We start from the raw sequence: 13,383 nt of genomic DNA on the forward strand, positions 1-13,383 counted from the left end.
CCCGGGCCCGTCGATAACCAGGTAAATTCGGGAAGTCCGTACGGTAAATCGCGTGAGTCGACGCGCCTCTGCGCAGCGCTTCCACCTGCTCTACGTTTGTTTTCCGCCTGCGGCAGACCGAAAATAGACCGCAGTTGACAATTTCTGGATTTCTGGTTTTGACTTGCGATCGTTGTCGCGGCGAAGTGGCCGAGAAAGTATCGAGCCGATTCACGCCAACCGCGCGTGTATCCACTTTCCAGTTGGATGACTGACGAAGGCAGAGGCTGCTATGCGCTTATCCGAAGGGGTGCACACCGGCACTGTCGCCGTCATTGGCGCCGCGGCTGCGGCACCGGTGCAGGCGGAGAGCGATCACGGTGCACTGGCCGAGCTGACCGGTGCGCCGCTGCCCGCGAGCCGGGCGGGCGAACTGGAGTCGGCGTGGACGGCCTGCGAGGACGCGGGCATCGGCGCGGCCGAGCGGGCAGGAGTCGGTGTCTATCTGGCCGCCGGCACCGAGGGCGAGGACGACGCGGCCGGGCTGGCACGCGCACTCGGCTTCGACGGTCCACGCCGGGCAAGCCGCGACCCCCTCGCCGATGCTGCCGCCGCCGTGCGCTCCGGAGAGTGCGACCTCGCGCTGGTCGGGTCGGACGGTGCCTTCGCCGTGCTCACCCGCGACGACATCGCGCGGACCGCGACCTTCGCCTACCGGCTCGACACCGACCACGCCTGGTCCGACGGCGTTCCCGCTCTGGTCGACGCCGCACTGAGCTCGGGCCGGCCCGATCCCGGCCGCGCCGCACCGGACGGGCCCGTCGTCCCGATCACCTTGTCGGCACACAGCCAGGACGCGCTGCGGGCACGGGCCGCCGATCTGCGCGCGCTGATCGAATCCGAGCCCACCCTGCCGCTCGCCGACCTGGCCTTCTCCCTGGCCACCACCCGTCCCGCCCTCGACCGGCGCACGGTACTGGTCGGCGGGGACCGCACGCGGCTCGCCGAGGAACTGCTCGCCGTCAGCGAGGGGCGAATACCGGTGCCGGGGCTCGCCGGAGGGCCGGTGCGGGCCGCGGCAGACGACGTCGCCTTCGTGTTCCCCGGGCACGGGCCGCAGTGGCTGGGCATGGCCGACGAACTCCTCGCCACGTCGCCGGTGTTCGCCGAGCAACTGCACGCCTGTGCCGACGCCCTCACGCCGTTCGTGGACTGGCCCGTCCTCGACGTGCTGCGCGGCACGACGGACACGCCCTCCCTCGACCGGCCGGACGTGGCGCAGCCCGCCCTCTGGGCGATGATGGTCTCCCTGTCCGCGCTGTGGCGCTCCTGGGGTGTGCGGCCCGGCGCCGTGATCGGCTCAAGCGTCGGCGAGATCCCGGCCGCGACGGTCGCGGGCGCCCTGTCCGTCGAGGACGGCGCACGGGCCGTGGCCCTCTTCAGCCAGGCACAGGTGCACCTGCTCGAACGCGGCGTGATGCTGTCCGTGCTGGCGTCCGCCGACGACGTACGCGAACGGCTCACCCGGTACGCGGGACTCGACCTGGCGGCCGTGCACGCCCCCACCTCGGTCCTGGTCTCCGGCACCGAGGACGAGGCCGACGAACTCCTCGCCGAACTGGCCGCGGACGGCATCAGGGCCAGAGGCATCGCGATCCGTCTCGCGGCCCACGGCCGCCAGGTCGACTCCGTGCTCGACCTGGTGCGCGAAGGCCTCGCACCGATCACACCCCGCCCGACGGACGTGCCGATCTACACGGCAACCACGGGCGCCAGGGTCGACCCGCTCACGCTCACCGCGGACCACTGGTGCCGCAACATGCGCGGCGTCGCGGACTTCCAGAGCGCCACCCGCGCCGTCCTGGCGGCCGGACACCGACTGCTGCTCGAGCCGAGCCCCCACCCCGTGCTGACCAGGGCCGTGCAGGAGACCGCCGAGGATGCCGCCGTGGAGGCCGCCGTCATCGGCACGCTGCGCAGGGAGCGGGGCGGCGCCGACCAGATGACCGCCGCGCTCGCCGAACTGCACACGTACGGCGTGCTCCCCGACTGGAACGCGGTGTTCGCAGGCCGGGACGCACGCGCGGTGCCGCTGCCCGCCTACCCGCTGCACACGGCGCCCGGGACCGCCCCCGCCCCGTCCTTCGCCGACCGGCTCGCGGACGCCCCCGACCGCACCGCATTCCTCCTCGACCTGGTCCGCGCACAGGTGGCCGCCGTCGTCGGGGACGCCGGGCCCACGCCCGACGCGAACGCGCCGCTGCTCGAACTGGGCGTCGACTCGGCGGGCGCGGTGCGACTGCGCAACCTCCTGAACGCGGCCACCGGCCTGAACCTGCCAGTGTCGGCGGTGTTCGACACCCCCACGTGCCGTGGCCTCGCCGAGCGCATCGACCGGACCCTGCTCGGCACGGCGGCCGACGACGACCAGCCGTTGGCCTTCGCGACGGTGGGGGACGACGAGCCGATCGCCGTCGTGGCGATGAGCTGCCGCCTGCCCGGCGGCGTGCGCAGCCCCGAGGACCTGTGGGAGCTCCTTTCCACGGGCGGCGACGGCATCACCGCGTTCCCCACCGACCGTGGCTGGGACCTGGACGGGCGCTACGACGAGGACGCCGAGCGAGCCGGCGGCTACTACCAGCGCGAGGCCGGATTCCTGCACGACGTCGACCAGTTCGACCCCGAGTTCTTCGGGATATCGCCGCGCGAGGCGCTGGCCATGGACCCGCAGCAGCGGCTGCTCCTCGAGATCGGCTGGGAGGCGATCGAGCGCGCGGGCATCGACCCGGACGGGCTGCGGGGCAGCCAGGCGGGCGTGTTCGTGGGCGCGATGACGATGGACTACGGGCCGCGGCTGCACGAGGCCCCCGCCGACCTCGAGGGCTATCTGCTCACCGGCAACACCGCGAGCGTCGCCTCCGGCAGGCTCTCCTACTCGTTCGGGTTCAACGGGCCCGCCGTCACCCTCGACACGGCGTGCTCCTCGTCGCTGGCCGCCCTGCACCTGGCCGTGCAGTCGCTGCGGCGCGGCGAGTGCCCCCTCGCCCTGGCGGGCGGTGTCACGGTCATGCCGTCGCCGGGCATGTTCGTGGAGTTCAGTCGGCAGCGCGCGCTTGCCCCCGACGGGCGCTGCAAGGCGTTCTCGGCGAGTGCCGACGGGTTCGGCCTCGCCGAGGGCGCCACCATGGTGCTCCTCGAGCGGCTGTCCGACGCACGCCGCAACGGGCACCCCGTCCTCGCCCTGATCAAGGGCACCGCGATCAATCAGGACGGCGCGTCCAACGGCCTCACCGCCCCCAGCGGCCCCGCGCAGCGCAGGGTCATCCGGCAGGCGCTCGCCGACGCGGGCGTCCCGGCCGCCGAGGTCGACGCCGTCGAGGCGCACGGCACCGGCACCCGCCTGGGCGACCCGATCGAGGCGGACGCCCTGCTCGCCACCTACGGCCGCGAACACCCCGCCGACCGGCCGCTGCTGCTCGGCTCGGTGAAGTCCAACATCGGCCACACGCAGGCGGCCTCCGGAGTCGCCGGCCTCATCAAGATGGTGCTCGCGCTGCGGCACGGCGTACTGCCCTCGAGCCTGCACATCACCGAGCCCACCCCGCACGTGGACTGGGCATCGGGCGCCGTGTCGCTGATCACCGAGACCACGCCGTGGCCCGAGGTGGGACGCCCCCGGCGGGCCGCCGTTTCCTCGTTCGGCATCAGCGGCACCAACGCCCACGCCGTGCTGGAACAGGCACCCGACGAGACCCCCTACGGAACCCCCGTCGACCCGCCGCGGACGTCCGAGCCGACCCCGCTGGTGTTCTCCGCGCGCACGGAGGACGCCCTGCGCGCCCACGCGGCCCAACTGGCCACCGCCTCACAGGCGTTGGCGCCGACCGACATGGCCGATGCCCTGCTGTCCCGAGCGGTGTTCGACCACCGGGCCGTGGTGGTGGCGGGCGGCGCCGAGGCCCTGGCGGCGGTGGCCGGTGGCGCGGAGTCCACCCGCGTGGCGATCGGTGTCGCACGGCCTGTGGGGAAGGTGGCGTTCGTGTTCCCCGGTCAGGGGTCGCAGTGGCTGGGCATGGGTGCCCAGTTGGCGGAGTCGTCGCCGGTGTTCCGCGCCTCCTTGGATGCGTGCGCTGAGGCGCTCGCCCCGTATGTGGACTGGTCGCTGCACGAAGTACTTGCCGATGGGGCCGAGTTGGAGCGGGTGGATGTCGTGCAGCCCGCGCTGTTCGCGGTGATGGTGTCGCTGGCCGCGCTGTGGCGTTCGTACGGTGTGGAGCCGGACGCGGTGGTGGGGCACAGCCAGGGTGAGATCGCCGCCGCGCATGTGGCGGGGGCGCTTTCGCTGGACGACGCCGCCAAGGTGGTCGCGCTGCGCAGCAAGGCGATCCTGGAGCTCTCGGGCCAGGGCGGCATGGTGTCGCTCGCGGTGACGGCCGATCAGGCGCGCGAGCGGATCGCGCGCTGGGACGGACGGATCTCGCTCGCCGCGATCAACGGCCCCGGCTCGGTGGTGGTGGCGGGCGACGCCGACGCACTGGACGAGCTGATCGAGTCCTGCGCCGCCGAAGACGTGCGCGCACGCCGGGTGCCTGTGGACTATGCCTCGCACTCGCCGCATGTGGAGCGTATTCAGGAGGCGTTGGCGGGCGTCCTGGCCGGGGTTGAGCCGCTGCGTGCGACGGTGCCGATGCTGTCCACGGTGACGGGGGAGTGGCTGACCGGTTCCGAGGTGGGTGCCGATTACTGGTACCAGAATTTGCGGAATACCGTGCGGTTCGAGGAGGCCACGCGTGGCCTGCTCGACCACGGGGTCGGCGCGTTCGTGGAGTGCAGCCCGCACCCCGTGCTCACCTTCGGGGTACGCGAGACGCTGGACGCGACCGGCAAGGACGCCGTCGTCGTGGGCACCCTGCGCCGGACCGACGGCGACCTCGACCGGTTCCTGCTCTCCGCCGCCGAGGCGTACGTGGAAGGCCTGCCCTTCGAGTGGCGGCAGACCGTGCCCGCCGGGCGGCGCGTGGACCTGCCCACCTACCCCTTCCAGCGCCGACGGTTCTGGCTGGAGGAGACGGCCCGCCCGACGGGGGCCGGCGACCCCGCCCTCGAGGATTTCTGGTCCGCGGTGGAGCGGGGCGACCTCGCCGCGACGCTGGACGTGCCCGCCGACGCGCCGCTGACCGACGTCCTGCCCAGCCTGGCCGACTGGCGGCGCCGCGGTCAGGAACGCTCCACCGTCGACGCGTGGCGCTACCGGATCACCTGGCAGCCGCTCGGCACCCCCGCAGCCCCGGACTTGGACGGCACCTGGCTCGTGGTCGGAGCGCCGTCCCAGGCGCGGCACCCGTGGCATGCGGCGGCCGTCGACGCCCTGCGCGCCCACGGCGCCGACGTCCTGGAGATCGACGGCTCGGCACAGGCGCTGCGCGCCCTGGACGTCGTACCCAGCGGCGTGCTCTCCCTCCTGGCCCTCGACGAGCAGCCCGACCCCGCAGCGCCGACCGTCCCCAACGGCCTCTCCGGCACGCTGGAGCTGGTGCGGGCGCTCGGCGATGCCGGGATCAACGCGCCGCTGTGGCTTGCCACGACGGGCGCCGTGTCCGTCGGCAGGTCCGACCCGCTGACCCACCCCACGCAGAGCCAGACGTGGGGCCTCGGCCTCGCCGTCGGCCTGGAGCACCCCGACCGCTGGGGCGGCATCGTCGACCTGCCCGTGACCCCCGACACGAGGACCGCGACGCGGCTCGCCGCCGCCCTGGCCGGACAGGCGGACGAGGACCAACTGGCGGTACGGGCCTCCGGGATGTCCGTGCGACGCCTGACCCCGGCCCCCGCACCGGCGGCGACACCCGCCTGGCGCGCCAGTGGCACCGTACTGATCACCGGCGGCACCGGCGCCATCGGCGGCCACGTGGCCCGCTGGCTCGCGGGCAACGGCGCCGAGCACATCGTGCTGACCAGCCGCAGCGGCGCGGACGCACCCGGCGCGCGGGAGCTGGAGGCCGAGCTCACCGGGCTCGGCGTCAAGGCCACCGTCGCCGCCTGCGACGCCGCCGACCGTGCCGCGCTGGCCGACCTGTTCGCCCGGCTCGACGCCGAAGGCACCCCGATCCGCTCGGTATTCCACGCGGCCGGCACCGTCCCGTCCCTGCCGCTGGCCGACACGGACACCTCGGACCTCGCGTACGCCCTGGCGGCCAAGGCCGTCGGCGCGGCCCACCTCGACGAGCTGTGCGCCGGACGCGAGATGGACGCCTTCGTGCTGTTCTCCTCCGGGTCCGCGGTGTGGGGCAGCGGCGAACTGGGCGCGTACGGCGCCGCCAACGCCTTCCTCGACGGCCTCGCGCAGCGCCGCCGTGCCGAGGGCCTGCCCGCCACCTCGGTCTCCTGGGGCATGTGGGCGGGCGGCGGCATGGTCACCGGCGACCTGGACGACCAGCTGCGCCGCAGGGGCATGCGCCCCATGCGGCCGGACCTCGCGGTCGGCGCGCTCGCCGCCGCCCTCACGGCGGGCGAGACGACCGTGACGGTCGCGGACGTCGACTGGGCCCGCTTCGCCCCCGGCTTCACGGCGGCCCGCTCGCGCCCCGTGATCAGCGAGATCCCCGACGTCGTCGCGCTGGCCGCCCAGGACGCGGTGGAACAGCCCGCATCCGGCGGCGCGCTCACCGACCGCCTCACCGGGCTCGCCGAGGCCGACCAGCACCGGCTCCTGCTCGACCTGGTCCGCGGCCACGCGGCGGCGGTGCTCGGCCACGAAGGACCCGACACCGTCACCCAGGACCGGGCCTTCCGAGAGCTGGGCTTCGACTCCCTCACCGCCATCGAGCTCCGCAAGCGCCTCAACACCGCCACCGGCGTACGGCTGCCCGCCACCGTCGTCTTCGACCACCCGACGCCCCAGGCGCTCGCCGACCACCTGTACTCCGTGGTCCTCGGCGAGCGCCAGACCCCCGCCCAGGCCCCGGCCGCGGCCCGCACCGCCGACGATCCGATCGCGGTGGTGGCCATGAGCTGCCGCTACCCCGGCGGCGTACGCGGCCCCGAGGACCTGTGGTCGCTCGTCCTCGATGGGCACGACGCCGTCGGCCCGTTCCCGCAGGACCGGGGCTGGGACACCGACCGGCTCTACGCGGCCGACGCCGAGGCCCAGGGCCGCAGCCGCACCCTGGAAGGCGCCTTCGTCGACGACGCGGGCGGCTTCGACGCCGGCTTCTTCGGCATCGCCCCGCGCGAGGCGCTGGCCATGGACCCCCAGCAGCGGCAGGTCCTCGAACTGGCCTGGGAGGCCTTCGAGCGGGCGGGCATCGACCCGACATCCGTACGCGACAGCCTCACCGGCGTGTTCGTCGGCGCCTCACCGCAGAGCTACGCGGGCACCCTGGAACAGGCCACGCCCGAGATGGACGGTTACCGGCTCACCGGCGACGCCCTGAGCGTCGTGTCCGGCCGGATCGCCTACTCGCTCGGCCTGCGCGGGCCCGCCGTCACCGTGGACACCGCCTGCTCGTCCTCCCTGGTCGCCCTGCACCTCGCGGTGCAGGCGCTGCGGTCGGGGGAGTGCTCGATGGCCCTGGCGGGCGGCACGGCGATCATGGTGACGCCGACGGCCTTCGCCGAGTTCAGCCTTCAGGGCGGCCTGGCCCCCGACGGCCGGTGCAAGCCCTTCGCCGACGCCGCCGACGGAGTCGGCTGGGGCGAGGGCGCGGGCCTGATCCTCCTCGAACGGCTCTCCGACGCACGCGCCAACGGCCACGAGGTGCTCGCCCTCGTCCGGGGCTCCGCCACCAACCAGGACGGCGCCTCCAACGGCCTGTCCGCACCGAGTGGCCCCGCACAGCAGCGCGTCATCCGCGCGGCGCTCGCGAACGCGGGCCTGTCCACCGCGGACGTGGACGCCGTCGAGGGCCACGGCACCGGAACGCGGCTCGGCGACCCCATCGAGGCGCAGGCACTCCTGGCCACCTACGGCCAGGACCGCCCCGCCGACCGGCCGCTGCTGCTCGGCGCCCTGAAGTCCAACATCGGCCACACCCAGGCGGCTTCGGGCATCGCGGGCGTCATCAAGATGGTGCAGGCGATGCGGCACGGCGTACTGCCGCGCACCCTCCACCTCGACCGCCCGTCCGAGCACGTGGACTGGACGACCGGCGCCGTGGAACTCCTCGCCGACCAGCGGCCGTGGCCCGACGCGGGCCGGCCAAGGCGCGCCGCCGTCTCCGCGTTCGGCGTCAGCGGCACCAACGGCCACGTCATCCTCGAACAGGCCGACCCCGCCCCCGCCGCTCCCGCGGCCCCTGCGGACGAGCCCGACGGCCGGACGCTGGCGTGGGCGCTGTCCGCCCGTGACACCGCAGCCCTGTGCGAGCAGGCCGCCCGCCTGACGTCCGCCTTGGACGAGCGGCCCGAGCTGTCGCCGGTGGACATCGCCGTGACGCTCGCGACCGGGCGGGCCGCGCTCGACCAGCGCGCGGTCGTCCTCGGCACCGGCACACCCGAGCTGCGCGCCGGACTCGACGCGCTGGCCGAGGGCGCCGTCACCCCGGGCGTGGTGCGCGGGGTCCCCGACGGCGGCAGGCTCGCCGTGCTCTTCTCCGGCCAGGGCTCCCAGCGCATCGGCATGGGCCGCGGCCTGTACGCGGCCCACCCCGCGTTCGCCGACGCGCTCGACGAGGCGTTCGCCCACCTCGACCCGCACCTCGACATGCCGCTGCGCGACGTGGTCTTCGGCGACGACCAGGCCCTGCTCGACCGCACCGAGTACGCCCAGCCCGCACTGTTCGCCGTCGAGGTCGCGCTGTACCGACTGTGGGAATCCTGGGGCCTTGTGCCCGACGCGCTCGCGGGCCACTCGATCGGCGAACTGGCCGCCGCGCACGTGGCGGGCGTCTTCTCCCTGGCCGACGCCTGCACGATCGTCGCCGCGCGCGGCGCCCTCATGCAGGCGCTGCCCGCCGGCGGCGTCATGGTCGCGGTGCAGGCCACCGAGGACGAGATCGCTCCGGAGTGCTCAGAGAACATCGGCATCGCCGCCATCAACGGCCCCAACGCGCTGGTCCTGTCCGGCAGCGAACTCGAAGTGCTCGACCTCGCCGACCGGCTCAAGGCACAGGGGCGCAAGGTGACCAGGCTGCGGGTCAGCCACGCCTTCCACTCGCCCCTGATGGAGCCGATGCTCGCGGAGTTCCGCCGCGTCGTTGCGGGCGCGACCGCCAACCCGCCCACGCTGCCCATCGTCTCCACGCTGACCGGCGCGCCGGTCGACGCCGATGAACTGACGTCACCGGACCACTGGGTACGGCACGTACGCCGCCCCGTGCGGTTCGCCGACGGCATCACCACCCTCGCCGCGCAGGGCGTCACCACGATGCTGGAGATGGGACCCGGCGGCGCACTCGCCGCCCTGGGCCAGGACAGCGCCCCCGAAGCCGTGTTCGTGCCGACGCTGCGCTCCGACCGGCCCGAGCCCGACGCGCTGACCCTCGCCGCCGCCCGCCTCCACGTCCGGGGCGCGCGCTGCGACCTGGCCGCGGTCATCGGCGGCAGCGGCACCCGCGTGGACCTGCCCACCTACGCCTTCCAGCACGAGCGGTACTGGCTGACCGCGGCCGTCGCACCCGCGGGAGACGGCGCGACGGCGGCCCTGGGCGTCGCCACGGGCGACCACCCGCTGCTGCGTGCCGCGGTCGCGCTGCCCGACTCCGACGGGGTCGTGTTCACCGGCAGGCTGTCCACCCGGACCCAGCCGTGGCTCGCCGACCACGGCGTCGGCGGCCAGGTGCTGTTCCCCGGCACGGGCTTCCTCGACCTCGCCCTGCACGCGGCGGGCCACTGCGGGCTCGACACCGTCGAGGAACTGACCCTGCACGCCCCGCTGGTCCTGCCCGAGCGCGGCGCCCGCGTCCTGCGGGTGGCGGTCGGCGCGGACAGCGACGACAGGCGGAGCATCCGGGTGCACTCGCGGGCCGAGGACGCCGACCGGGACGCGCCCTGGACCGAACACGCGACCGGCACGCTCACGGCGGGCGAAGCCCCCGCGACCGAGCTGTCCGAGTGGCCGCCCCAGGGCGCGACGCCCATGGACGCCGACGACGTCTACGACCGCCTCACCGAACTCGGCTACGGCTACGGCCCGGTGTTCCGCGCGCTGCGCGCCGCCTGGCGCCTGGGCTCCGACGTGTACGTGGAGGTGTCCCTGCCCGAGGGGACCGGTGGTGAGGGCTTCAGCGTGCACCCCGCCCTGCTCGACGCCGCGCTGCACGCACCGGTGCTGCGCGCCCTCGACGAGATCGGCGGCGGCCCCCGGCTGCCGTTCACGTTCACCGGGGTGCGGCTGCACGCGGTGGGCGCCTCGACGCTGCGGGTGCGCTGGTCGCCCACGGGACAGGACGAGATGTCGCTGGCCGTCGCGGACCCGACCGGCCGCCCCGTCGCGACCGTCGAGTCGCTCGTGATGCGACCGGTGGAGCTCCACAAGACCGCGTCCCGTACTGCCGACGCCCTGTTCGCACTGGAGTGGACGCCGATCGACGGGGCTGGGGACAGGCCGGTCCGACTCGCCGTGCTCGGCGGGGACGACCTCGTACGGGACGACCTCGTACGGGACGGACTCGGCGGCCACGAGTTCGGCGTCGACGCGCCGACCGTGTCCGACTTCGGCGCCCTCGACGGCGTGACCGACCTGCTCGCCCCCTGCCCCCGGCCGTCGTCCGGCGCGGACGGCGCGGACGGCGAGGCGGCGCGGGAAACGGTCTCCTGGGCGCTGAAACTGGCTCAGCGCTGGCTCGCCGACGAGCGGACCGCGCACACCCGCCTGGTCTTCGTGACCCGCGGCGCGGTCGACTCCGCGACGCCCGACCCGGCGCAGGCCGCCGTGTGGGGGCTCGTGCGGACGGCGCAGACCGAGAACCCCGGCCGGTTCGCGCTGATCGACCTCGACGCCGATGCGTCCGCCCGCGCCCTGCCCGCGGCACTGGCAGGCGACGAGCCCCAGGCGGCCGTACGCGCCGGCCGGGTCACCGTGCCCAGGCTCACCCGCGCCACCGCCGACGCCCCGCTCACCCCGCCCGCCGAGGGCCCCTGGCGGCTGGACATCCGGCGGCCCCGCGGCACGCTGGACGACCTCGCCCTGGTGCCGCACCCCGAAGCCACCGCACCCCTCGCGCCCGGCGACGTACGCATCGCCGTCCGCGCGGCGGGCCTGAACCTCCGTGACGTACCGACTCTCGACGATCGCTCCGAGGGGGCCGAGACCGGCAGCGACATCGCCGGCGTGGTGACCGAGGTCGGCGCGGCGGTGAGCGACCTGGCCGTGGGCGACCGCGTCCTGGGCATGGCCACCCAGGGCTTCGGGCCGCTCGCGGTCACCGACCGCAGGCTGCTCGCCCCGGTGCCCGCCGGATGGACCTTCGCGCACGCCGCATCCGTACCGCTGGCGTTCCTCACGGCCCACCACGCCCTGCGCGACCTGGCAGACCTGCGGCGCGGCGAGTCCGTGCTGATCCATGGCGCGGCGAGCGCCGAGGGCATGGCGGCCGTGCACCTCGCACGGCACCTGGGGGCGCGGGTGTACGCGACCGCGAATCCCGCCGACTGGGACGCCGTACGGGCGGCGGGCGTGCCCGACGCGCACCTGGCGTCCTCGCTCGACACCGACTTCGCGGCCACGTTCGCCGCCGAGACCGGCGGTCGCGGCATGGACGTGGTACTCAACCCGCCGGCAAGCGAGGTCACGGAAAACGCCCTGCCAGCAAGGGAGTTCATCGACGCCTCCCTCCACCTGCTCTCCGACGGCGGGCGGCTCCTCGAACCGGACGCGCCCGACGCCCACGAACCCGACGACCTGCCGCCCGGCGTCAAGTACGCCACGTACGACCGGACCCAGCTGGGACCCGACCACGTGCAGGAGGCGCTGGTCGAGGTGCTGGCACTCTGCGGGGCGGACCGGTCGAGCCCCCTGCCGGTGCGCGCCTGGGACGTCCGCCGCGCACCCGAGGCGCTCCGTCACCTCAGCGAGGACCGCACCGTCGGCAAGGTCGTCCTGACCGTGCCCGCCCCGCTCGACCCGGACCGCCCGGTCCTGGTCACCGGCGGCCTCGGCACGCTCGGCGCGCTGGTGGCCCGGCACCTGGTCACCGACCGTGGCGTACGCAACCTCGTCCTCGCGGGGCGCAAGGGACTTGCCACCGACGGCGCACCGGAACTGCGCGACGAACTGGCGGCGCTGGGCGCCGAGGTGTCCGTGGCGGCGTGCGACGTAGGCGACCGCGACGCGGTGGCCGCGCTCCTCGCCTCCCTGGACCGGCCGCTCGGCGCGGTCGTGCACGCGGCCGGCGTCGTCGACGACGGCGTCCTCGCATCACTGACACCCGAGCGGGTCGACCGTGTCCTCGCCCCGAAGGTCGACGGACTGCGACACCTGGACGAGCTGACCCGCGACGCCGACCTGTCCGCGTTCATCGTGTTCTCCTCGGCGGCCGGCATCCTCGGCAGCGCGGGCCAGGCGAGCTACGCCGCGGCGAACGCGACGCTCGACGCACTCGTGCGCCGCCGCCACGCACACGGCCTGCCCGGCGTCTCGCTGGCGTGGGGCATGTGGGCCGCCGCGAGCGGCATGACGGCGGGCCTCGACGCGGACGACCGGGCACGGCTCGGCCGCTCCGGCATCCTCGAACTGCCCACCCAGGACGCCCTCGCGCTGTTCGACGCGGCGGCGCGGGACGACCGGGCCACCCTCGTACCGCTCCTCCTCGACACCGCGACACTGCGCGGCCAGGCGGCGGACGGCACTCTGCCCCCGATCCTGCGGGGCCTGGTCCGCGCCCCCGCCCGCCGCGTCACCGCCGCGACCGCCGCCGCGGGCACCACGTTCACCGACACGGTCACGGGCCAGTCCGCCGCGGACCGCGAGCAGACGGTCCTCGACCTGATCCGCGCACAGGTCGCCGCGGTGCTCGGCCACTCGGCCGGCGCCCACGTCGACCCCGACCGTGCCCTGCAGGACCTCGGGTTCGACTCACTGACCTCGGTGGAACTGCGCAACCGGCTCACCGCCGCTACCGGACTCCGGCTGCCCTCGACGCTCGTGTTCGACCACCCGTCGGCCGCCGCGATCACCCGGCACGTGCTCACGCTGCTCCCGCGCACCGGGCCCGAGCCGGAGAACGGCGTACTCGACCAACTCGACCGCCTGGAAAGCACGCTGCTCGCCCTCACCGACGACGGCACCACCACCAAGGTGGACCTGCGGCTGCGGGCCCTGCTCGCCAAGTGGAGCGACGCGCGGGCCGACGACACCGACGAGGACGACGCGTCCGACCTCACATCGGCCACCGACGACGAACTCTTCGGCTACCTCGACGACGAACTCGAGACCTCGTGACCGTGCCGGACCGCAACGATTCCCCC

General features: G+C 74.7%; 1 protein-coding gene. It reads left to right on the forward strand.

Annotation, left to right across the window (positions count from 1 at the left end):
* The first annotated feature begins 271 nt into the window (after positions 1–271).
* Positions 272–13,357, forward strand: a complete 13,086-nt coding sequence (locus tag ACIGXX_RS03135) for a type I polyketide synthase (RefSeq protein WP_399972177.1) — start codon at positions 272–274, stop codon at positions 13,355–13,357.
* Positions 13,358–13,383: the final 26 nt, after the last annotated feature.

It is taken from the genome of Streptomyces sp. NPDC055243, from assembly GCF_044544025.1.
Lineage (GTDB): Bacteria > Actinomycetota > Actinomycetes > Streptomycetales > Streptomycetaceae > Streptomyces.